Origin of the sequence: Pinibacter aurantiacus, from assembly GCF_019130065.1 — a bacterium.
GTDB lineage: Bacteria > Bacteroidota > Bacteroidia > Chitinophagales > Chitinophagaceae > Pinibacter > Pinibacter aurantiacus.
Window position 1 is genome coordinate 367,453 of the sequence record NZ_JAHSPG010000015.1, and the last position, 23,579, is coordinate 391,031.

General features: G+C 41.6%; 14 protein-coding genes. 5 read left to right on the forward strand and 9 right to left on the reverse strand.

Annotated features, from left to right (window positions below; translation table 11 throughout):
- Positions 1–43: 43 nt before the first annotated feature.
- From dnaK to KTO63_RS19990, 3 genes are all read right to left on the reverse strand, one after another.
- A complete protein-coding gene (gene dnaK, locus KTO63_RS19980; RefSeq protein WP_217793638.1) occupies positions 44–1,948 on the reverse strand; it encodes a molecular chaperone DnaK in 1,905 nt (634 codons plus the stop codon).
- 521 nt (positions 1,949–2,469) lie between these two features.
- On the reverse strand, positions 2,470–4,770 hold the full coding sequence (tamL, locus tag KTO63_RS19985; protein WP_217793642.1) for a translocation and assembly module lipoprotein TamL: 2,301 nt from the start codon (positions 4,768–4,770) through the stop codon (positions 2,470–2,472).
- Between the two features lie 149 nt (positions 4,771–4,919).
- A complete protein-coding gene (locus tag KTO63_RS19990; RefSeq protein ID WP_217793645.1) occupies positions 4,920–9,989 on the reverse strand; it encodes a translocation/assembly module TamB domain-containing protein in 5,070 nt (1,689 codons plus the stop codon).
- Positions 9,990–10,249: 260 nt separating this feature from the next.
- On the opposite strand from KTO63_RS19990, the gene KTO63_RS19995 reads away from it, so the two are divergent.
- Positions 10,250–10,450 carry a hypothetical protein gene (locus KTO63_RS19995; RefSeq protein WP_217793647.1) on the forward strand — a complete coding sequence of 67 codons (201 nt, stop codon included), beginning with the start codon at positions 10,250–10,252 and terminating at the stop codon, positions 10,448–10,450.
- A 284-nt stretch (positions 10,451–10,734) separates the two neighbouring features.
- Here the strand turns inward: KTO63_RS19995 and KTO63_RS20000 are convergent, their stop codons facing one another.
- Both KTO63_RS20000 and KTO63_RS20005 read right to left on the reverse strand, forming a co-directional pair.
- A complete protein-coding gene (locus KTO63_RS20000) occupies positions 10,735–11,250 on the reverse strand; it encodes a cupin domain-containing protein (RefSeq protein ID WP_217793649.1) in 516 nt (171 codons plus the stop codon).
- A complete protein-coding gene (locus KTO63_RS20005) occupies positions 11,250–12,215 on the reverse strand; it encodes a hypothetical protein (protein ID WP_217793650.1) in 966 nt (321 codons plus the stop codon). The genes KTO63_RS20000 and KTO63_RS20005 overlap by 1 nt, the downstream gene beginning before the upstream one ends.
- 277 nt (positions 12,216–12,492) lie before the next feature.
- On the opposite strand from KTO63_RS20005, the gene KTO63_RS20010 reads away from it, so the two are divergent.
- The 3 genes from KTO63_RS20010 to KTO63_RS20020 all read left to right on the forward strand — a co-directional run bounded on the left by KTO63_RS20010 (position 12,493) and on the right by KTO63_RS20020 (position 15,082).
- Positions 12,493–12,828: a hypothetical protein gene (locus KTO63_RS20010; RefSeq protein WP_217793653.1), complete on the forward strand. Its 336-nt coding sequence runs from the start codon at positions 12,493–12,495 to the stop codon at positions 12,826–12,828.
- Positions 12,829–13,028: 200 nt separating this feature from the next.
- Positions 13,029–13,514 carry an FKBP-type peptidyl-prolyl cis-trans isomerase gene (locus KTO63_RS20015; RefSeq protein WP_217793656.1) on the forward strand — a complete coding sequence of 162 codons (486 nt, stop codon included), beginning with the start codon at positions 13,029–13,031 and terminating at the stop codon, positions 13,512–13,514.
- Between the two features lie 143 nt (positions 13,515–13,657).
- Positions 13,658–15,082 carry an L-serine ammonia-lyase gene (locus KTO63_RS20020; protein ID WP_217793660.1) on the forward strand — a complete coding sequence of 475 codons (1,425 nt, stop codon included), beginning with the start codon at positions 13,658–13,660 and terminating at the stop codon, positions 15,080–15,082.
- A gap of 148 nt (positions 15,083–15,230) precedes the next feature.
- On the opposite strand, the gene KTO63_RS20025 is transcribed toward KTO63_RS20020, so the two are convergent.
- Entirely contained in the window at positions 15,231–18,899 is a 3,669-nt protein-coding gene (locus KTO63_RS20025) for a cache domain-containing protein (protein WP_217793661.1), read from the reverse strand.
- Positions 18,900–19,137: 238 nt separating this feature from the next.
- Here KTO63_RS20025 and KTO63_RS20030 point away from each other — a divergent pair, with 238 nt between their 5' ends.
- Positions 19,138–19,608: a DinB family protein gene (locus KTO63_RS20030; protein ID WP_217793663.1), complete on the forward strand. Its 471-nt coding sequence runs from the start codon at positions 19,138–19,140 to the stop codon at positions 19,606–19,608.
- Between the two features lie 114 nt (positions 19,609–19,722).
- Here KTO63_RS20030 and KTO63_RS20035 read toward each other — a convergent pair whose 3' ends face one another.
- From KTO63_RS20035 to KTO63_RS20045, 3 genes are all read right to left on the reverse strand, one after another.
- Positions 19,723–21,375, reverse strand: coding sequence for a UxaA family hydrolase (locus KTO63_RS20035; protein WP_217793665.1), 1,653 nt, complete (start codon positions 21,373–21,375; stop codon positions 19,723–19,725).
- Positions 21,376–21,574: 199 nt separating this feature from the next.
- On the reverse strand, positions 21,575–22,234 hold the full coding sequence (locus KTO63_RS20040; protein ID WP_217793667.1) for a beta/alpha barrel domain-containing protein: 660 nt from the start codon (positions 22,232–22,234) through the stop codon (positions 21,575–21,577).
- Positions 22,235–22,439: 205 nt separating this feature from the next.
- Positions 22,440–23,468 (reverse strand): sugar kinase, encoded by a 1,029-nt coding sequence (locus KTO63_RS20045; RefSeq protein ID WP_217793669.1) that lies wholly within the window; start codon positions 23,466–23,468, stop codon positions 22,440–22,442.
- Between the last annotated feature and the right edge of the window lie 111 nt (positions 23,469–23,579).

A 23,579-nucleotide genomic window follows, 5' to 3' on the forward strand; every position in this document is an offset into this window, starting at 1 on the left:
CCTGATTACTCAGACTGGCTTTATATTTTACTGTAACCTGTGATTATTTCACTTCTTCGAACTCTGCGTCAGTTACGTTTTCACCCGCGTCGTGACCGTTGCCTTGCTGGCTACCACCATCTTGTGGTTGTGCGCCACCTGCAGCTTGAGTTGCTTTATAGATCTCTTCGCTTGCAGCTGTCCATGCAGCGTTTAGTTCATTAACTGCAGCATCGATCTGAGCAATGTCCTGCGTTTTGTGCGCTTCTTTCAACTTAGTTAAAGCTGATTCGATAGGCGCTTTTTTATCTGCAGGTACTTTATCGCCATATTCCTTCAGTTGTTTTTCTGTCTGGAATATCAAGCTATCGGCCTGGTTGATCTTTTCAACTTTTTCTTTTGCTTCTTTATCGGTGGCTTCGTTGGCTTTCGCTTCGGCTTTCATTTTTTCAATTTCTTCCTTGCTCAAACCACTACCTGCTTCAATGCGGATCTTTTGTTCTTTACCGGTTCCTTTATCTTTTGCTGTAACGTGTAAGATACCGTTGGCATCGATATCGAATATTACTTCGATTTGAGGAACACCTCTTGGAGCCGGTGGAATACCGTCAAGGTTGAACATACCCAAACTCTTATTTAGATTAGCCATTGGACGCTCACCTTGCAGTACATGTATCTGTACGCCTGGCTGATTGTCACTGGCTGTAGAGAATGTTTCAGATTTTTTAGTAGGGATCGTAGTGTTAGAAGGAATCATTGTTGTCATTACACCGTTCAGGGTTTCAATACCAAGACTCAATGGAGTAACGTCAAGCAACAATACATCTTTCACTTCTCCGGTCAATACAGCACCTTGAATTGCGGCACCGATTGCTACCACTTCATCAGGGTTAACACCTTTGTGTGGTTTTTTACCGAAGAATTTTTCCACCATTTCCTGTACTTTAGGAATACGTGTAGAACCACCTACGAGGATCACTTCGTCGATTTGAGATGCGCTTAAACCGGCATCTTTCAACGCAGCTTCACAAGGTTTCAAACAACGTTCAAACAATCTGTCTGCCAGTTGCTCAAATTTTGCACGAGTCAATTTTTTTACAAGGTGTTTAGGCACACCGTCAACTGCTGTGATATATGGAAGGTTGATCTCAGTTTCGCTTGAAGAAGACAATTCGATCTTCGCTTTTTCAGCAGCTTCTTTCAAACGTTGCAATGCCATAGGGTCTTTGCGCAGATCAACAGCTTCGTCAGCTTTAAACTCGTCTGCTAACCAGTCCATGATGATTTTATCGAAGTCATCACCACCTAAGTGCGTATCACCATTGGTAGATTTTACTTCAAATACGCCATCACCCAGTTCCAGTACAGAAATATCGAATGTACCACCACCAAGGTCAAATACAGCGATTTTCTGATCAGCGTGTTTTTTATCCAAACCATAAGCCAACGCGGCAGCTGTAGGTTCGTTTACAATACGGCGCACGTTCAAACCGGCAATTTCACCGGCTTCTTTGGTGGCCTGGCGCTGAGCGTCATTAAAGTAAGCAGGAACGGTAATTACCGCTTCGTTTACTTCTTGTCCCAGGTAGTCTTCAGCAGTTTTCTTCATTTTTTGAAGAACCATTGCAGAAATTTCCTGTGGAGTATATAAACGTCCGTCAATGTCAATACGAACGGTATTATTGTCACCTTTTGCGACTTTATAAGCCCAGTGGCTGATTTCCTCGGTCACTTCGTCGTGACGGCGACCCATAAATCTTTTCACTGAACTGATAGTATTCTGTGGGTTGGTAATAGCCTGACGTTTTGCAGGATCACCCACTTTTCTTTCACCATTTTTCAAAAATGCCACCACGGAAGGCGTTGTGCGACGTCCTTCATCATTGGCAATAACCACCGGTTCGTTACCTTCCATTACGGCTACGCAACTATTCGTGGTTCCCAGGTCGATACCTATAATTTTTCCCATATAATTGATTCCTTTTAGGTTTGTGTTTAATATATCGCAGAGTAATTGGCAATCCTTATGCCAATGGCAGTGTATGTGAAAAATTGACAGTCTGGGAATAAGGGAGTTGTCAGAGTGGGAATAAAGGGTTATGAGTCTCTCAAAATTGTCAGGCCAGATCGGTCTGAGGAGCGAATCCAATTAAGTCTTCAAACTCCTCGTCTTCAAAAACATCAGGAATCAGCAATTTGTCATCGCCACAACCATGGAGTTCTTTGGCGGCTATATTCCACCCTTCACGTACACCTTTGTCAAAACCTGCATCATTGACACAACACATAAGATTAACTTTATATAATTAATTCATTTACACAAAGTTACAGCATATTCATTCTCTTCGGCATTTTTTGCTCAGCAAATTTAACATGCCGCCCCTATGGGGCTGGTATTGGTATAGCGTCCGTCTGCTTAATGATCTACTAACGTGTCGCCCCGATGGGGCTGGTCCTTCTCAGTTATTCAGTTATTCAGTCATTCAGTTATTAGAACGGATACCCTATGGCAATATTCAGCACCAAATTGTCTTTTCTCCACTGCGAGTTACCTAAATCAATCTGGTCCAGCACCCACTTTTGTCCATCGGGATACCAGGGTTTGCGAAGAGGAATACCGAGATCAAGCCGCAGCACGAGAATGGATACATCAAACCGCAAACCGAAACCGGTATTCACCGCGATGTCATTCAAAAAATGCTTGGTGAACTTTCCACCGGGTTGGGCAGGATTTTCGTTGTATAACCATATATTTCCCGCATCCACGAATACCGCGCCATACACGATGCTGAAAAGTTTGGCTCTCAACTCAGTGTTAAGTTCCAGTCTTATATCACCACTTTGGTCGGGATAAAAACCGCTTGTATCGGGATAAATATATGATCCTGGCCCAACAGAGCGGCTTCTGAAACCCCGCAAGCTATTATTACCTCCGGCGAAGAATTGTTTGACATAAGGTAACGAACTCGAGTTCTTATAAGGGAACCCGACACCTGCGAATATCCTGTTAGCCCAAATAGTGGTCGTTCCAATTTTATGATAGATTCTGAAATCGGCATCAAAGCGGGCATACTGAGAAAACGGTGCGTTGAAGATCTTAGCAGTGTCTCCGTTTTTTATATCATTCTTTGTAAACAGCCCGACGATATTTCCTGAAAGGTCAACTCCGCCTCTGAAATAAAGTCCGTCTTTCCGTCTTGAAGTCAGTAAAGTGTTGTAAGTGTAAGAATAAGTAGAACCGAGGATAAATTGCTTCTCGATTGCCTTTTGCAACGTTACATTATTCTCCGCGCTATCACGATATTGTTGCGTCACATTTATAGGCTGCACGTAGTTTACACTGATTGGATAAAGCTGGTGTTCCTTTGCCAGTGTTTCTTTCCACACATAACCATACGCTACACGAAACGAATTCAGTGTGTATTGTTTCTGTTTGTTCAACCAATCATAACCCAGCGTAATATTTGTTTTTGGCACATAACCACCGCTGGTGTTGAGCTTGAACACCGGCACAATAAATTGCGGGAAAGACAATGTACCTTCGATGCCGTACCGGAACGTATTGTATCCGTTGAACTGGCCGCCATATTGAATTTCAAAGCCTCCATATGTTTTTATCGTAAACAGTTCTCCTCCTTTAAAAGTGTTCCTGTTTTTCCATGCAATGGTAATTTGAGAACCTGTGAGATCGTTTGATTTTGTCGTTCCTGCTATTTCCGTGTTGACAGATTTTTTTGGATATGGTGTCAGATAATAGTAAGTGTTCAACTTCGGCGAATCCACATTTGGTGCATCTTCAAATCGATTCTTTACAAATTTGAAGAGGCCAAGACTTGTCAATCGCTGCAGCGTTTGGTTATGATCTCTTCTGTTGTAAATGCTGTCGGTCTTGAAAAGCATTGCTCTCTCAAACATTTGCGGCTTGTACAAATGTTTCCTATCCACCACATAATAACCTTTGTAGTAAAATGCATTCTTCGCCGTAGTATCGGCGGGATTTACATTATTCAGTCTGTAACTCGGGTAGATGAAAATATCGTTGATTCGGTAAATTTCTTTTGCCGCGGCGGGCGTACCAGTCTTCACTCTTACATACATGTTCACCTGGTTTTTGCCTATGGTACTATCAACATCAACGATGATAAAATCCTGGTTGAAATAGTAGAAGCCTTTGTTCTTCAAACGCGTATCGATGCGCTCCCTCTCTGCTTTGATTACATCCAGATCGTAAGGATCTCCTTTTTTCAGCAACGTTCTCCTTTCAGTGCGGACGATTGCTTTTTTTAAATCGCTACTATCAACATCAAACTTTACTTCGTTAATAGTGTACTGAACACCAGGCACTACAGTATAAATCGCTTCACCCTTCTTCCTTTTAACAACAGTGTCCCCTTTTACGGCTGCCTGGAAAAAACCTTTGTTCTCTAAATGATTAGCCAGTATTTGCTCGTTGATGCCAAGGTTCACGCTGCTCATCAACACTGGTGGTTCGCCAAATTTAAATTTGAGCCAGCCAAACAACCCCTTTTCACTCGTGCGATTTTTTCCGGCGATGTTATAAGCATACAGTTTTATACGCAGCCCCAGGATTGTTTTATTGGGCTTCGGTCTTGTAAGATCTTCCACCTGCTCTTTAATTGCCTTTTTCTTCTTCTTTGAATAAACAGAATCCACCACCTTGATCTTCGAGCCTGTATACAACGCTTCACCCTCCGGCAAATACTTTGTATTGTTGCAAGATGAGATGATGAAAACACCAAATAAAATAATGTATAGAGCGAAAAATTTCATTTTTGTTTTTTATCACTAAGGTCTCAGCGAAGCTGAGACAGTTTGCCACAGAAAAACAGAGGAACAGAAAGTACTGATTGATCTATAAACTAAAACTTCTTCTGTACTTCTGCATTTCTGTGGCAACCTCCAAGATGAGAAGCGTCTTCCTAGTTGTCTGTTTTCTTTTTCTTCCCCGACTTCTCCATCTCCCCATCCTGTCTTTGTTTCTTCTTTCTAAAAATATCTTTGAAACTATTGTAATCAAGTGTAATGATAAAACCAACGCCAGTTTCTACCACATAACCTTCAAGCACACCCTGGTAGTCGCTTCGTTGATACACACGCACCATGTATCGTCCGTCTTTGCTGAGTTTATAAGCGGCTGAAATATTGCTCAGCATTGACGCTGCATTTTGTGTCGCTGCCTGCGGCCCTTCCAGCTGGAAGTTGCTACCAACAGAAACGACCAGTCTGTCATTCAACAAACGTTTTGATACATTCACATTCAAGTCTGTTTTTTGTTGTTCTGTTCCGGTAGAATAGTCTTCTTCTGATTGTACATCAAAATTGATGTCAACAAAATTGATCAGATCGGAAGCAAATTGATTCAACTGGTCTGTGATAAGTTTACTCACACTTTGACGCGCAAATCCTTCCGCCGTCATTCCGCCAGCGCTGGATTCAAACGGGTTATCCTGCACAAACCTGTTGAGCAACAGCAATGCAAAAACCTGCTTGTTTATTTCTGAAGGATCTTGTCGTAAAATGAACAGTTTGTTATTCACTGTAGTGATCACGTCCCTGCCAACCCCGTAGTTATCGTTTTCCGGCAATTGAACATCAAAAGTGATCACAGGTTTCATTAGCTCTCCTTTCATGTTCAGCAATACTTTAAACGGAAGCTTTTGCCTGTACACCGTTTGTTGCGAAGCTGTCATGTCAGATATTTGCTGTTGCACAAGGTCAATTGGTGCAGCGCGGGAAACATATACAGCAGTGATATCAACATCCGCACTGGTAGGCTCGCCTGTCCATGTAAGGCGACTACCTTTTTGAATATCAAATTTGCGGTGAATCATATTGAACGTAAGCTCGTAGGAACCTGCATCCAATTCATAGGAACCAGAAAGTGTTATCTTTCCACTTTTGTCAATGCCTCCATTGAGTGTTGCTTCACCTTTCAGGCTCAGAAAATCTCCATTGCCTTCATCAATGACCAGGCTCAACTCTGCATCTTTCTTTATTTGTATGTTTACATTAACGTCAAAATCGCGCAGAGATGAAATGTTCAGTGAATCCATTTTGTCGAGAAATAAAGAATCATTCTCCGGCGCATCCATATCTACAAAATTTACTACACCATCTCTATTTTCCACGCCGGGCTCGTTTTGAGGAAGCACTACCGTAAGCTTTGTTTTGTCGTCAATGGTTATCGTTCCATCAACCTTAGGCGAACTTTCTGTGCCTTTTACTTTTAGGTTTGTGGTAAGATAGATCTGTCCATAGTAAAGCTTATTGTCTTTCTTGGTAGTATTCAAAGCGCGGAAATTCTTTGAACGGATAGCAAGGTCAAAATTATAGTTGCGCAAATTTGAGGTCAATGCATCTCCATCCAACGTAAACCTGTTGCTTGCAGAGTCGAGTATAGTAAATGTATCCAGATGAATACCTTCCTTATCTATCGCAACAGTGTCTCCCGGAATCATAAAGTAGTTATTCAACATGGTTAAGTTGAATGCCGCTTTATCAAAAACAAGATCGCCGTCAATGGCAGGCTGGCTGACAGTTCCGGACACATCAAACTTGCCAGACAATGCCCCTGACGACCTGGTGATCGCTCCCATTGTGGCACCTTCGATGGTGTTGAGCTGAAGTTTGTTCATCACCAGGTCGAAATGAAAATCGTTGTTATTGACAGACGTTAAATAATACTGCCCTTTTAATGTAACGTCATTTCCTCTTCCTGTGATGGCAACATCTGCATCCAACGCATTCTCAGTGGTGTTGTCCACCTTAATAGCAATGTTGCCAACAGTATCTTTGCGCATCTGGAAATCAGTAATGGTCAGGTCGCTAACAAAATTCATTTTTCCGGTAAGATCATTCACTTTCACATTTCCATTCAACACACCGTCGGCAAATAAAGAATCCGTCTGCACAAAACCCGTTAATGTGGCAATGCGGAAATTGTTGAAATCTACCAGCAGCGGAGCATTTTTCTCCTCTGTTTCGCTTTTAATACTTAGCTTTTGGTTACCATTGCTTAGTTCAAAATCTTTTACATTGATGCCCGTTTTGCCGTAAGAAATACGATTGCTATCGGTCGTACTCCACTTGTTATAATTCAGCAACAGCGAATCTTTTCTCAGAGAAAAAACATAGTCATCTTTTTGTGGTTGTTGAAAATCCAGATCGAAGAAATATTTTTGCTTTCCAACTTTGTCCTTAATACCAATTCTTGCATTGATCTTGTTGTCCTCCAATTTACTGTTGATCGTAATGCCATTCATAGATACGCTTTTGCCAATCATTACTTTTTGCACTCCAATTGTAACCAACGCAGCGCTGTCTATGTTTCCTGCTTTTAGCACAAAGTTTTGTACCGTATCCGTTGCGTAAATAATTGAAGGGGCTTCCATATGCACTCTCCATTCTGGTTCAGAGAAATGACTGCGAAGAGTAATGTCGCGCAGGTCTTTAAGATTAGGTTCGAAAGCCTGTAGTGTTTTATTGTTTCTTACTGTTCCCGTTAAAGTAAAATCATAAGGCCTTAGTTTTTTCATAGCCGTATCATGCATGATCGCGAAATAAGGCTGAATGGCTTGCTGAAAAACTGTTGCCATTTCAGACAGATAATATTTTCCGCGTAATTGCAGATCTGCAATATCGCTGCGCAAGTTTACAAATTGGCCACTGTCTGTTTTTCCGGAAACCAAAATGATACTGTCCATCTGTATGCGCCTTCCGTTCATGATGAGCAATGATTTTGCAATGGACGCCTCTCCTTCCAAACTATCAATGTTCACTCGTGGAAAATCGCCCGTAATCTCACCTCTGTAAATAATCGAATCTGTTGTAAAATGCAATTGTGCCGTTTTCACACTATCCACCATAATGTGAAATTTGGCTGCCGGATCATTGGATGCAAAATTACCTTCGCCTTCTAAGGTGATGTCAATATTCTGATCATGAATCGAAGCGTCTGCCTTCAGCAATTGATCGGCAATCGCGGCATTGAAAAGTAAGTTTTTGTATTCATACTTTTTTATCACTCCACTCTTCAAAGTTCCTTTCACTACGGCATTTGCGGTTTTCGGGTCATAGCCGGTTCCTTTGGCACTAGCCGTTAGCGTGAATTTCCCGAGCATTTCTTTGTTCTGCAAAATGGTGCCGATATCAAGTGATCTTGTTTCTACCACCACATCGTACACTGCTTTGTTTTTATCAGTAAAATTTCTTCCATGCCCTTTTACTTTCGCCGTGCCAAGATTGGTAGTAAGCAACAGATCAGCATTTGCTGCGGTCATGCCTCCGGAAAATTTCCCCTGCAATGCGATCTTGTCCGGCAGTGTAATATTCTTAGGTAAAGTATTGGGTGGTAAAAAAAGATCAAGGTCTTTTTTTCCGGTTGCTATCTTATTGATGGTAAGATTTGCAGCAATATTTTTTACATCAGGCAAACCTTTAATTGTGCCACTTACGTCAACAGATGTTTCATTTAAACCGCTCACCTGCAATTTAGGAATGGTGAGGTTTGACAATTTTCCTCTTACGATACCATTCAGAAGCCATGTTTTTGAAGGATCAGCAAATGCAGGCTGCTTGCGCAAATCCGGCACAAAGGTGAGTATGTCTTTTACCTGCACACGGCTGTTTTGCAAGTTCAGGTCGAGTTGCAAATTTTTCAGATCTTTTGCCAGCGCATCAAATGATGAATAATATATAGTGGCTTCTCTTCGTAGTTCCGTTCCCGGTGTTTTAAGGTACAGTTCTTTGAGATGGGATTCTTTGGAACCATATAAAAATTCTGTTTGCAATTGCTGCAATACAAATCCGCTTTGTTCTTTCAAACTTCCTTTCGTGATCGTGCCTGCTATTTTATCATCGTTATACACAAACCCATCCACATGAAGTGTGAGTGAGTCGGCTTTTATGTGACCGTAATCCATGCCATATTTTTGACGAGGATTATTGTCGTTGTCAAACTTAATATTATTTTGATCCAGTGAAATATTCGCCACGCTTACATCCCAGCCTGCTTCCTTTTGAGCAACAACCTCCTGCTTTGCTTCTTTCGCTACCACTTTTGCCTCTTCTTTTTTTCCTAAACGTATATCTGCAGTTGTTTGCTGAAGCGTTAATTCTTTTAACTTAATGGTCTTTTTTTGCAGATCAATTTTCTGTACGTCTACCCCAAGCTTTGTAAGATTAAGGTTCGTATAAAATGCTGACACATCATTCCTGAAATCAACATTTATTTTCGTGATGTTTATACTTTTTAAAGCAATAGAAACAGCGGAAGGCTTCTGTGCATCCTGAATATCTTTTTCCGATGGCTCGGATTTCACCAACGGTTTGCTTTGATAAATCTTCCCTGATAACCCATCGAGATTGATGCGTGGAATGTCGAAGTCTTTTTTATCCAGATCAAATTTGTCAATCTTTGTATCGAAGTGGTTTAACCAAAGCTCCACATCATTGCCGGTTACCGCATCTTTATACACGACGCGAATTTTATTGAGCGCAATTTTGTTTAAGGAAATATTGGTTGAAGAAGACGTTGTATCCTTTGGTTTCGCAGGCTCTTTACTGGCAAACGCATCTATGATAAACTGGAAATTAAAAGTCGTATCGGGCAGTGTTCGTTTGACTTTTGCTGTAATGTTATCAAGCTCGATGTTATTTACCTCCACATCGCTTCTGAGTAATTTAAGCAGCGCTATATCTACACTTATTTTCCCTCCGTACAGCAACGTGTCCTTTGAGCGATCTTCAAGATAAATATTTTCAAGCACCACGCTTTTTGGCAATCCTATGTAAACGCGTCCAACCGATACTTTTGTTTTTAATTTTTTCTGCAGATAAGTCTCCGCTTTTCCTTTTATGAATTGCTGAACGGGAGGTGTGAGAATAAGCACAACAATAAGTACAAAAAAGATGATAAACCCAACGACTACTTTTAAAATAATACGGATTGTTTTTTTGATAAAAGCAGTATTAAAATTGAGTTTCTTCAAAACCATATTATTAGAAAATAGTTCTTTATTGTTGAAACAAAGCAATTAACAGACCGCCTAAAGTCAAACCTTTTCGCAAATGGTTGCATGAGCTCAGGAACAACCTGTGCATTTATTTCTACAATTATTTGCCCAAAAAGTTTCTGCCGTCTTCACAACATTTTTTACCCGTGAGTCAAATTTGTTTGTAGAAAATAATGCTCAGTAAACGTACATTTTCAAGGGCAGCTTTTGGGCATAGAATTTTAGCTTTAAAAGGCATGAAATCAAACATCATTAAAATTAATGACTACATGCCTCCAAAAGGTAATACGGTACTAAAAGTAATAATGTACCCTGAGAAGCAAGCTACGGTGAGGCCAATGAAGGAGCAGTCAAAAGTGCTTGAGGGATTAAAGTTGAAACATCCGGATTTGCCGGAATGTAACAACTCGACACATAAAGACCGGGTTCTATTTTAAATACTCATTGCCATTATACCTTGACTTTGTTGAACCTTATCTCTGGCTTACTTCAAATTACTTTTCGAAACCATTTTACCATTAACCTATTCTTGAGAATTGCCGATCAGACGATCGGCTTTTTTTATTCCATAACTCGCCGAGTTGTGAATTAATAATTAATAATTAATAATTAACAGAGTGCCGTTTAATATAGACTAATGACAGGGTAAATATCGATCAACGGGAAGTTCCCTTCTGGTGTATATGCCACACCTATTAATTCTTAATTATTAATTATTAATTTATTTGCAAAGCATCCTAATTACACTACCTAAATGGGGATATTGGAGGAGCAAACGCTCCTTTTGGGCTAATTCAAAATCGGCGAAATCGAAGCCGGGTGCTACGGTACAACCAACAAGTGAATATGAACTTCCTGGTGCAGGCTGTGCGCCAAACCAGCTGCCGGCTTTTACAACACACTGAAATCGTTCTCCTGCTTCGAAATTGGGGCCGAGCTTGTGTTCGATCAATTCGCCGGAAGTTGTGATTTCGTAGACAATAAGCGGATCACCGTAATAAAAATGCCAGATCTCATCGGATGCAATTTTATGCAATGCTGAAAACTGGCCCTGTTGTAACAAAAAATATATACTCGTTCCTGCGTTGCGATTTCCTTTAAAATCTTCTGACAACACAGCCTCGGGAATGACCATCTCCGATCTGTACACTTCTTTGAAAGCGCCACCCTCAATATGTTCCTGCAGTTGCAACTTTTCTATCCAATATGCGGGGGACCGGAGCTGGTGGTTATTCATTATTTTTCAATTCGCACTTTGTTCAGGAAAAAGCGTGTCAGTGAATCTTTGATATGAACAGTATCGCTGTACGCAGAAGGAATCACAAAATACAATTTGAAGCTGGAAGAATCCGGTGCCACCTGCATTTGCACATCGTTTCCAAACTCCTTCAATTGTGCATATCTTCTCAATGCCCTGTTTTTGTTGGCAGTTACTTCCAGTACATATTTCAAGGGAATTTTACCACTTGCATCCGGCTGCGATGAACCATTTTGCAAAGCGGCTAAACTATCTGCCCTTCTTTTGATGGCAGCACTGTCTCTCGCAATCAGGTTACTATCGGGCATGTATGCGTTGCCGCTTGACCTGGTGGTTGAGTCAGTCACCACTGCATTCGCAACAGAATCTGCCGCGTCGGTCTCAGTGGTTTTTTTGTGCGCATTGCTTTGATACAAATAATATGCACCACCACCAATAATACCAAGCGTTATCAGGGCTGCAATGCCTATCAAAAGTTGGCGGGCATTATTTCCCGAAGGTTCTCGCCTGGAGAAAGTTTCGTCGTGCCTTCTTGGTTCTGTGGATTCTCTGATAACGGTGAGGTCTTCCAGTTTGGTAGACGCATAACTGCCGGGAGTGAAGCTCAATCGGCCATCTTTGCCTTTTATCAAAGTACCAATGCCATCGATGTACAGCGGGTTACCAATATTGAGCAATTGTGAGCTTAAAGAAATGTAGGATTCGATGTCAGACACAGCCAGCGGACGTATTTTACCCGTATGACTGCGAATAAATTCAATCAGTTCTTCTTCTATTTTAGGGACAGCTTTTGAGTCGTATGTGATGCCGGTAACTGCACTACGTTGCTTCTCAGTCTCATCGGGAATAGCGGCCGCAGGATCAAGCGTGAACGTGCCTATTCCAGGCAAAACCAGTTTTTTGTGCTGGTACAAGTATTGGGAAAATAATATATCTAGTTTCAAAGTATTGGCTTTTTCTTTTACAATTTACAGTAAAAATACGTTAAGCGATTGATTTATAACAGATATATAAAAAGAAATCCTTGATTTTACTGCATTTGAGGCTAAGTCAAAAGGAAAAAGGAAAAATTCAAAAGTAAAAACGACCGCCTGAGGGGACAGTGAGCATAGTGAAGAACTACTGCTTTTTTCAAATACTTAGCCCGACCGCACCATGAGCTTTTGAATTTTGAATTTTTACTTTTGACTTAACACCGAGTACCTTTGCAAGAAAAATTCGATGACTGATCACGAGCTTCGATTCATAGAATATTGGGAGAAAAACAGGGAGAAAGAAAAAAAGATAACAAAGCAATGGTACATAGGCTTACCAATCGGCCTTGCCTTTGCGGTTCCCATCGCCATCAATTTTTCTTCAGGCTGGTACAAAAGGGCACAAATGACCGCCATGGCCGAATTCAACCCAATGGTACTCGTGGTGGCCCTTCTCATTATCATAACATTCATAGCTATTTTTTACAAGCGCCACCAGTGGGATATGAACGAGCAGAGGTATAAGGAGTTTGTGGCCAAAAAAACATTGGAAGAGCAACGACGCTCACAGGCGAATGACTGAATAACTGAATAACTGAAGTCGATATTCAATCAGCTTTGATGGATTCGAACGCTCAATTATTCAATCATTAAACGATTCATTAACTGAACCACTCAGTTATTCAGTTATTCAGTTATTCAATTATTGCCTCTGCCCGCGCAGCTTTCCTCCCCGCACATTTGTCATATTGTTGTATCTTACTACTCCAATACTTACTATAAATGAAGAGAATTGTTTCGTGCTTATCAATCCTGGCCCTGTTGATGATTGGTGCTGCGAGTTGCTCGAAAAAAAATAAATCCTGTGACCCGGTTCCTGTTACACAAGAAGAACCGGATATTCTAAAATATATTTCTGAAAATGGCATTAGTGCGAGTCGCGATAATTCGGGTATTTATTACCAGATCATTACTCCCGGTACCGGAATCTCTCCCGGCAATACATCAAAAGTAACTATCAATTATATCGGCAAGTTGCTTAGCAATGTTGTTTGCGATAGTGCGTCAAATAAGGAGTGGCCCATGACCAGCCTTGTTACCGGCTTTCAAATAGGTTTGCCGCTTATTAAAAAAGGTGGGAAAATAAAACTCATTCTCCCCTCTTCTTACGGCTATGGCTGCACTCCTATTTTGGATGCAAACAACAACGTGAGGGTGACGGCAAATTCCATTCTCGTTTTTGATATAGAATTATTAAACGTTCAATAGATCTTCTCTTTAATTGATTTAGTCCTGCAAAGCGGGACTTTTTTGTGACTAAAATCCTGCTGTTTGCCTGTTTTTTTGTAACGTATGTACATTGAAGAAATATGTATTCATCACACTTTCTTATTTTGCAAAAAAATTAAACATTGAGAGAGGCAATATCCGTATTTGACATATTCAAAATTGGCGTAGGTCCATCGAGTTCCCATACTTTGGGGCCATGGAAAGCTGCACTGCAATTCCTTCAATCGCTGAAAAACCAGGGCAAACTAGATAAGGTAAAATCGCTGAAAGTACTGTTATATGGTTCGCTTGCCAAAACCGGCAAAGGTCACGGAACCGATGTTGCCGTATTGCTGGGCCTTTGCGGCGAGGACCCCGTAACGATTGACGTAAACGAGATCAACAACAAAATACTCGCCATAAAGAACGATTGCAGCTTAACGCTGGACGGAGTTCACAAAATCAACTTCATTGTTGCCGATGATCTTACTTTTCTTTTCAACGAGTCACTTCCCTATCATCCAAACGCTTTAAGTTTCCTTGCAACTTTTGAGGATGGCAACAATATTTGCGAAACCTACTACTCAGTCGGCGGAGGTTTTGTAGTAAAGGAAAATGAATCGATCGCCTCAAAAGACATCGTTCAATTACCTTTTCCCATTGACAAAAGTGAGGACCTGTCGCACTGGTGCATGAAAACCGGGCTGGCAATTCATGAAGTGGTAATGGAAAACGAAAATGCATGGCGCAGCGAGGCTGAAACACGCAAAGGTCTTTTGCAAATCTGGAAAGCCATGCGTGAATCGATCTACCGTGGATGTCACCAACAAGGCATGCTGCCCGGTGGCTTGCTTGTAAAAAGAAGAGCTGCTGACCTGAATAGAAAATTAATTGCCGGTCGCCCTTACAACGATTATGAAAGTTGGGTAGAAGCGATCCGGGCAGGTGGCAATGATTTTAAATATGTGCTTGATTGGGTAAGCTGCTTTGCTTTAGCTGTAAACGAAGAAAACGCTTCTTTTGGCCGCGTGGTAACAGCTCCTACAAACGGCGCAGCGGGTGTTATTCCTGCCGTTCTGCAATACTTTATTGTTACAGACAATGCGTTGAATGATGACAAGATCATTCAGTTTATGTTAACTGCTTCTGAAGTGGGAAGTATTTTTAAGAAAGGCGCTACTATTTCTGCAGCAATGGGCGGATGCCAGGCGGAGATCGGCGTTTCATCTGCAATGGCCGCTGCTGCACTTACCGAAAGCCGCGGTGGCACACAGCGCCAGGCATTGATGGCCGCAGAGATTGCAATGGAACATCACCTCGGACTTACCTGCGATCCTATCGGTGGTCTTGTGCAGGTACCATGTATTGAAAGAAATACAATGGGCGCCATCAAAGCAATTACCGCCTCTTCACTGGCATTGCAAAGCGCACCGGATTTCGCAAAAGTCTCGCTCGATACTGTTGTAAAAACCATGTGGGAAACAGCTCTCGACATGGACAGCAAATACAAAGAAACTGCTGATGGCGGCTTGGCGGTGCATATACCGTTGAGCTTGAGCGAATGCTAAGTTAGTTGAGAGTTGAGAATGGAGAGTTGAGAGTTGTTCTGTGTCGATCATTCTTCACGATATTGTAAAACCTCTGTATCTTCAGAGGTTTTATTTTTCTCAACTCTCAACTCTCAACTCTCAACTCTCAACTCTCAATTCTCAACTCTCAACTCTTCTCCGTGCTCTCCGCCGTTTTCCTGTCAAATAATTTTATCAATGCCGGCACGAGCGACACCAGGCCGGAAATGATTGCCGCAATTTTTGTGGAGACTTCCTGGCGGGTGATGATGAGATATGCAAAGACCATAAGCAAAGTCACAAAGAAAATATTCTGTATCAACTTCCATGTGCCGCCGCGGTTTACAATTCTTCGTAGCCTCTCAATTTCCGGTGTATCTGATTTGCTGATAAGATAATTTCTGAAGCTATACGTCATTAATATCAGACCACCATTTTCTCTGTCCTGGCGAAGCAATCCTTTCTTAAACAAACCGTAAAGCGTATCAGGATTTTTGTAGTTGGTGAACCCATCGAGGGCAAAGTCAAACAAAATGAATTTTTCTTTTTCCGACAACTCTTTCCAAATGTCGTCGTATGTTGGCGTAAGCACAGACTGCATTCTCAGGATATTTGCATAGTTGCTTTTCTCCATTTCTTCTGATTCATAACCGTAGATATGACTATGAGAAATGGTGAATTTTTCATGCCTTAACAATTTATCACCGTTTGTATTTGTTTCTTCCGTCTCCTCTTCGCCTGCTTCGTCAAGTTTTCGACGATGATGCGCCCGTTCTACCTCCTGTAAAAAATCCATATCATGTTCGGCCACGGTTTTAAGATTTACGTGCCTGTCGATCCAAAGCTTATCGGTATGATCACTGATATCTATTCCAGGAAATTCGTTGAGGAACACACGTTTTGCAAGCGCTTTGATCACACGAAAATGAACAATGAGTGCCGCGACAAATATTGACAGCAATATCCATCCAAGAAAGCTTTTGAAAAGATCTGACACCAGGTTAAAGTCCAGCCCAAGCAAACTCGTTTCAATCAACAACACATTGTTATCATTGCTGTTAATCTCTTTCTTATAATAAAACTTAACGGTATTGTTACTCACTCTGTCTGACCATCCATAGTAAGGCGTGTTATTAAAAAAATCAGAATGATCGCTTGGAAGGAAGAGAAACTGTGTGACCACTTTATAAAAACTATCAACACTATTCGGGCGCTTCGGCAGCACCGGGCCAGCCGTATCATGCACATTACTGAAGGCCGAATAAATGCCGTAACCCATCTTATATTTTACATTGTTTTCGAAAGCCTCATCTTCCGGTTGATGGTATTTCGAAATTTTTGTAAGGCTAAAAACTGAATCGATAAAGGAACTACGATCTACAATTCGTTCAGCCAAATAAATTTGGCGCGATTTCACCTGCAAATATTTTTCATGCTCCAATGCATATTTGAAGAAAATAAAAGTAGGCAACACGCTTATTAAAATGATGGACAGAAAAATCGCCCACACATAGTGCTGCAAATAATCCTTATTCATATACCTGAAATGCGGTATGCTACTGATCTTGAAAACCGCCGTCAGCACCATGATAGAGAATATCCATGGAATGGTTAGCCACCATAAACTTCCTGTGTAGAAAACAATCACAAGAGAAATCACAAACAATATAAGTGCAAAAAACAGCAGAATTTTGTTATGCGGATACAAAAGTTTGCGAAGACCTATATTTTCCGCACGCCTGTTCACCGGCACTCCTTTCTTCATGATGTAATAACCGGTAACAGCAAGAAAACACGAGAGCACGGCCATATCAAGGATCAACCAATGCGCATTGCAAAATTCAAAAATGACTATTGATACGAGTACAATCAATGCGATGAGCAATACAAAAAACACCACGAGCTTTTTATAGTACAGCTCTTTTCTTAAGGCTGGCTTCATCCAGTCAGATTCTCCGGGAGAGAACAATAGCGGTGAAACTTTTCTTCCTACAAGGTAATACAAATACAAAAAGAACAACAAAGTGATCAGCACGACACTTATGCATACAAATGAAAATGCGGAGATGTGGTACACAAAATAATTTTGCTCACGCTTATTATAAAAACCGGCAAGGTAAAATGGCAACCCTTTAATAGGCGTGATCAACATTTTAACATCGTTGTCATAAATATTTACTGAAGGAACGAACACACTGTCATTGTGCCGCACTGCATTTATAACTTCCTGGTTATTGTTGCACTCGTCAAACAGATTCTCATGCAATGCCCTGTCCGACTGCGAATGAAACAATACGTCTCCGTCTTTGTCAATAATAGCAAAGCTGTATGGCCGCGGCAACACAGGATTGTAAGTGGAATACATGATGCTACCCAGCGTTATAAGAACGGCTCGCTTTTTCTCATTGCCCACATCGAACTCTTTGTGACTTGGTATAGCAACGTTTGCCGAATATTCGCCACTCGACCATGACAATGTTGGTTGAATAAAAATAGAATCCTTCTTCATCACATACCCCTTCCCAAACCTAATTGCCCGGAAATATTCACGTGCGGAAACGTTGAGGAAACTGAATGCGTTGCTTTTCAGGAAACTCCACTTGGCAATTTGGGTCCCATTTTTCTCCACCCAACTTACATTATCAAGCATCTTATAAGTACGTGGGTAAAAAAAAGCATCAGAGGGCGCAATCTTTAATGTAGTGTCATACAGCGAGAAATTATTTCCATCAATATTTTGATCAAATTCCTTGAGCTGGGCAACCATGCTATCAAGCTCGCGCGAAAAGTTTCGCTTGATCTGCGCGTGCAGATCAAGCATTATCTGATTGGAAATCTTATCACTAATACTGTATGCTTTTACAATCAGCAATGCCATTACAAAGAACACAGGAGCAACGGTTAGCGACACCATCAACATGCGAACATCAGTAATAACGATATTCTCCTGCTTGCCAAGCAAAAAAAGTTTGAGTGTAGGAAGATTAATAATGATCGACAACAACAGCACAATAATCAACAAATATGCCCAGGACGACGATGAGGTTACACCTATCTTGTATCCCTGGTCTTCTATAAAGCCGGCTAAATAAAAGTATTGTCCATTGAACGCAAACGGCAATAAGAAAACTTTATACTTTCCCCCTTCCACTTCCATGTCGTGAATGGTAGCAAACCGAAAAGCATCCTTCTTCATCAATGAGTCAATGTATATGCTATTGTCAATTGCAAGTCCGGGAGATTTATAGATCAATCTTTCCGAGCGCCATTTTCCCGGAGTGGAAGTATCTCTCACTTTTTTGATCAGTAATATGTAATCAAAAGTTTGCTGATGCATTGCCTGTATTGGCTGAATGATCTCATCTATTGATTTTGCTAACACGTCGTGGTTATTTACAACACTGGTATCTGAAGCATCTTTTGTATAACGGAAGATCACGGAATCTGTAACAAATTCAATAGTGCATGTGTCATTTTTTACGGGCTTTGACAACTCATTGACTGTTATCAGGCTCCGTATGCGTTTTCCGGCAAAAGCCGGATCGTGTGTGTAAAGGCTCCATTTGGTAGTGTCGCCTTTGAAAACTTTTGTTTCGTCATGATTCTTTTGAAAATAGTCCGCATACCCTTTTACGCGCTGCTTAAAATCATCTGCCTCTTCGTGCATGATGCGGAAGGCTTTTCTATTGAACTCGCTTTGCTGGCGGGGAATAAACACGAGGTAATTCAATGCAATAAATGCTCCCAACAATGCAATGATTGAAAGCAGGATATACGTATTGCGAAGCAAAGGACCTTTTGAATTATCCTTAGGCATAATAATGTGGTTAGTAATAAAAAAGTAAGGATTGAAAAACCGCGACTGTCTTCAATTGTAAGGGATGGATAGTGTAGCCTAAGAAACAGTAAAAGTTTACTTACTAAAATTAACACTCGGAAACGTAATATGCAAGCGGGTTTCGCGAAAGTTATGCAACATGTTCAACGTTTTCGTCACAACGCAAACAAACACACCGATGCTTTTGTTTGTATGTGTCAAAGAAAATTTTACAGCAATGAAATTACAACAATTGATCGCGCAACATATCCTCGACGTTCACAATGGCGTCAACTGGACCGAGGTTAACATAGCAGATACTTTAAAAGATGTGTCGTTCGAAATGGCCGTTACGCAAACGAAGGCTTCGAAAAATACCATCGCTTCTTTGTTGTACCACGTAACATTTTACAACAAGGTGATGTTGAAACGGCTCCAGGGGAATCCTCCTGTAATTAATGATGCGAATGGTTTTGACATGCCCGCATTGCCCGATGAAGCGGCGTGGGAGAAGCTCAAAGAAAAAAATATGGCTTCTGCAAATGCACTTGCAGAAGCCATACAAAATATTCCTGATGAGAAATTATTTGAACCCATTTTGCCCGGCTATTCGCAAACGTATAAATCGTTACACGGTATTGCAGAACATGCGCATTATCACCTGGGACAAATGGTGTTGTTGAAAAATCTGATCAATCATGGTGCGTAGGGGCGAATCGCATTCGCCCTGCTACACAAAATTCTGTTCGATCTTTATTTTGGTGCTGTCCATTCGCGCATTTGGCGCCGCATCCCGAGAATGCAGGGCGAATTCGATTCGCCCCTACAACGACACACCGCGTTTCCACGGAATGAAATCATCCTGGCCGTGACGTACTGCCGCCACTTCAATTTCGCCGCTGGCAATCCCGATCACATATTCCAAAATTCTTTCGCCTGCCTGCTGAATGGTTTCTTCACCTTCAATGATCGTTCCGGTGTTGATGTCGATAATATCGCGCATTTTGTTGTACAACTTTGTATTGCTCGCCAATTTCGCAACAGGAGTGATTGGGTTACCTGTTGGCGTTCCCAAACCTGTAGTAAACAATACGACAGTAGCGCCGGAGGCAACTTCTGCAGTGGTTGATTCCACGTCATTACCGGGTGTGCATAATAAGTTCAATCCTGGTTTTGAAACTTTTTCCGGATAATCCAACACGTCCACAACTGGTGACGTACCGCCTTTCTTTGCTGCACCGGCAGACTTAATGGCATCTGTGATCAATCCGTCTTTGATGTTACCCGGAGATGGATTCATGTCAAATCCTGAACCTACTGCTTTCGCTCTGCTGTCGTATGTACGCATCAGGTGAGAGAAGCGGTCAGCGATATCAACGGTTACACATCTGTCACTAAGATTTTGTTCTACGCCGCACAATTCAGGAAACTCAGATAAGATAACAGAACCGCCCAAAGCCACCAGCAGGTCTGAAGTATAACCAATGGCCGGATTTGCCGAGATACCCGAGAACCCGTCAGATCCGCCACATTCCAGGCCTATGCAAAGCTTGCTTAGCGGTGCAGGTTTCCTTTCATTTTTGTTGGCCAATATCAATCCTGCAAAAGTTTGTTTGATCGCCTCAGAAATGAAGTCGGATTCCTTTCCGATTTTCTGTTGCTCCAAAACAAACAATGGCTTATCGAAATTCGGAACACGTTTTTTAATTTCTTCTTTCAAAATATCAACCTGCGCATGCTGACAGCCAAGGCTCATTATCGTGGCACCTGCAACATTCGGATGCGTAATATAACCTGCAAGCAATGCACACAACGCGTCTGAATCATCTCTTGTGCCACCGCAACCGCCATCGTGTGTAAGGAACTTAACGCCCGTTACGTTTTCGAATAAACGTTTGTTGTTGCTCTTAGTGTAATCAGCGCTGATATCGGCCTGCAAAATATCTTCAACACTTTTACCTGCTTTATACAGATCGATCAGCTGTTTTGCCTGGTGCTGATAAGTAGCATTGCGGCCATAGCCCAAATCCTCTACCAGCGCCTGTTGCAGCACTTCAAGGTTTCTGTTCTCGCAAAACACCATTGGTATAACGAGCCAATAGTTGCCGGTACCAACGCTTCCATCGTTGCGGTGGTAACCGTTGAACGTACGGTTCGCATATTTTGAAACGTCAGGTTTTACCCAATTCGTTTTTCTGTCCCCCGTTGTAAAATCGCTTGCTGCGTGTTTTACGTTGCCTATACTGATCAGGCTTCCCTTTTGCAATGGCTGCTGCGCTTTGCCAACCAGCACGCCGTACATGTGAATGGAATCACCCGGATTCAGATCTTCCGTAAGAAATTTATGCTTGGCTGCAACATCATCATGCAGCGTATAACTGTTTCCGTTATAGTCAATTTGTTCACCTTTTTTCAGGTCTGTCAGCGCTACCAGAACATTATCATCCGGATGCACTTTTAATACGCGTTGCTTCATTACGTTGTATTTATAAATCAGTTTGCTAGGCGCAAACTCTATTTGATTTCTTGTAGCCTCGGTCCGTGAAGACACGAACCTGGGCTTTGTTTGTTTACTTTTACCGATCGTTGTTGACAACTCAGGGCGAATGCGATTCGCCCCTACCATTTTCAATTTTCAACTTTCAATTTTCAATTTCTCTCTAACTCCCACCACATTACTTGCTCTCCTTGATCAACTCCAAAGCTCGTTTGGTTTCTTTCTCCAGCAGATCATAGCTTTTGTTTTCCAACACAGCTTTACTGATCAGTTTACTACCCATACCCACTGCACAAACACCCGCTTTGAACCAGGTTGCAATATTCTCTTTCACAATTTCAACGCCCCCTGTTGGAATGAATAATTGTCCCTGGAAAAGTTCTTTGATAGAGCTCATGAACTCAGGCCCCAGGATATTTGCGGGAAACAGTTTGATCAACATTGCATTGTTTTGCTGCGCAGTGTAAATCTCCGTAGGCGTCATGCAACCTGGGATCCATAGCATATCCTTTGCTTTGGCAATAGCCGCCACTTCAGGATTTACGATTGGAGAAACCAAAAAGTCTGCACCTCTTTCAATAAATGCATTTGCTTCCTCAGCGCTTTTAACCGTACCAATACCGAGGTACAGATCAGGCGCTTCAACTTTCAATTTCTCTTTTAAGAAAGAAAAATTGTCCAATGCCTTTGGGCCGCGATTGGTATATTCCAATACACGCACGCCGGCTTTGTATAATGATCTGATTATCTCAAGGCTCACTGTTGCATCGTCCCAATAAAACAATGGCAACATGCCCTGATCCAATATGCTTTGAAGTATTTCTTTTTTTGAAGCCATGTGATAAGTTGTTCGTTGTTAGTTATTAGTTGTTTGGTGTTGTTGAAACTGTTAAAAATTGTAGCTGGTAGCGTTGATGTTTCTGTGCGTCATAACTCTCAACTCTCAACTCTCAATTCTCAATTCTCCACTCTCCATTGCTAGGGCTAATACGATTCGCCCCTACCATTTTCCCCGCCTGACTGACACAGTCGGGCAGGAATTTTCAACTTTCAATTTTTAATTTCCCTTTTATTTCCTCCGCGCTCATTTTCGTCGCGTCGCTTTCGATGAACAGCTTTTGATATGCCGCGGCTGTCGCAAACTCTAGCGTTTCCTGGGACGACAATTCATTGTACAAACCATAAATGATGCCACCCATAAAACAATCCCCGCTTCCCACTTTGTCCACTATTTTCTTCGCGAAATATTCATGTGAAACAAACAGTTTGTCATCATTAAACAATGCGGTGTAGTAATTAATTCCCTGCTCTGCGTGATCGAAGCGGAACGTGTTTGCCACTGTTTTTACCTTGTCAAATTGCTGTAGAATCGCCTTGCTTGTATTCTCTGCCTGCAGCAAATAATGTTCTTTTGTACTGCTCTCGTTAATGATTGAGGAGTCAACCTGAACGCCAAGCATTTTTTCTGCTGCCCAAACATTCCCCATGACAACGTTGCAATACTTTACCAACTCAGGTATTACATCATGTGGTTGTTTGCCATACTGCCAAAGCTTTGCACGATAATTCAAGTCGATAGAAACGGTAATATTTTTTCTTGATGCAGCCTCAGCAGCTTCTTTGCATACATCTGCAACATTTTGATTCAACGCCGGAGAAATAGCACTGAAGTTGAACCAGCTCACATCATTTAACACTTCATCCCAATCAATTGTTCCTGTTTTCAAATTGGAGAAGGAAGAATAATTTCTGTCGTAAATAACACCCGCATTTTTAAGATCCTTTCCTTTAGGCAAATAGTACAAACCAATGCGCTCGCCACTGTACAACATTTTAGAAACATCTACTCTGTTGCTTTCAAGATAGGCAGCAATTTGCTTTGCCATCATGTTATCCGGCATGGCAGACATGTAAGCCGATGGCACATTCCATAGCGCCAACGCAGTTGCTACATTGCCTTCTGCGCCACCAACATAAAAAGATAAACTATTTTCCTGCAGCCATTCGCCGTTTGTATCCGGGCAAATGCGCAGCAAAATTTCTCCAAATGATAATACTTTTCCTTTTTTCATTATCAATCTTTTATAGGAAGTTGTTTGTTGTTAGTCTTAGTTGCAGTAATAACCCAAAATTACCAACAACCTGCAACTAACAACAATCAACTAAAGAACTTTTTAACCCTT

What these genes read in the sequence shown, in the direction of transcription:
- dnaK (WP_217793638.1), bottom strand. Translation starts at nt 1,948, where the DNA reads ATGGGAAAAATTATAGGTATCGACCTGGGAACCACGAATAGTTGCGTA.
- tamL (WP_217793642.1), bottom strand. Translation starts at nt 4,770, where the DNA reads ATGAAATTTTTCGCTCTATACATTATTTTATTTGGTGTTTTCATCATC.
- KTO63_RS19995 (WP_217793647.1), top strand. Translation starts at nt 10,250, where the DNA reads ATGAAATCAAACATCATTAAAATTAATGACTACATGCCTCCAAAAGGT.
- KTO63_RS20000 (WP_217793649.1), bottom strand. Translation starts at nt 11,250, where the DNA reads ATGAATAACCACCAGCTCCGGTCCCCCGCATATTGGATAGAAAAGTTG.
- KTO63_RS20010 (WP_217793653.1), top strand. Translation starts at nt 12,493, where the DNA reads ATGACTGATCACGAGCTTCGATTCATAGAATATTGGGAGAAAAACAGG.
- KTO63_RS20015 (WP_217793656.1), top strand. Translation starts at nt 13,029, where the DNA reads ATGAAGAGAATTGTTTCGTGCTTATCAATCCTGGCCCTGTTGATGATT.
- KTO63_RS20025 (WP_217793661.1), bottom strand. Translation starts at nt 18,899, where the DNA reads ATGCCTAAGGATAATTCAAAAGGTCCTTTGCTTCGCAATACGTATATC.
- KTO63_RS20030 (WP_217793663.1), top strand. Translation starts at nt 19,138, where the DNA reads ATGAAATTACAACAATTGATCGCGCAACATATCCTCGACGTTCACAAT.
- KTO63_RS20035 (WP_217793665.1), bottom strand. Translation starts at nt 21,375, where the DNA reads ATGAAGCAACGCGTATTAAAAGTGCATCCGGATGATAATGTTCTGGTA.
- KTO63_RS20040 (WP_217793667.1), bottom strand. Translation starts at nt 22,234, where the DNA reads ATGGCTTCAAAAAAAGAAATACTTCAAAGCATATTGGATCAGGGCATG.
- KTO63_RS20045 (WP_217793669.1), bottom strand. Translation starts at nt 23,468, where the DNA reads ATGAAAAAAGGAAAAGTATTATCATTTGGAGAAATTTTGCTGCGCATT.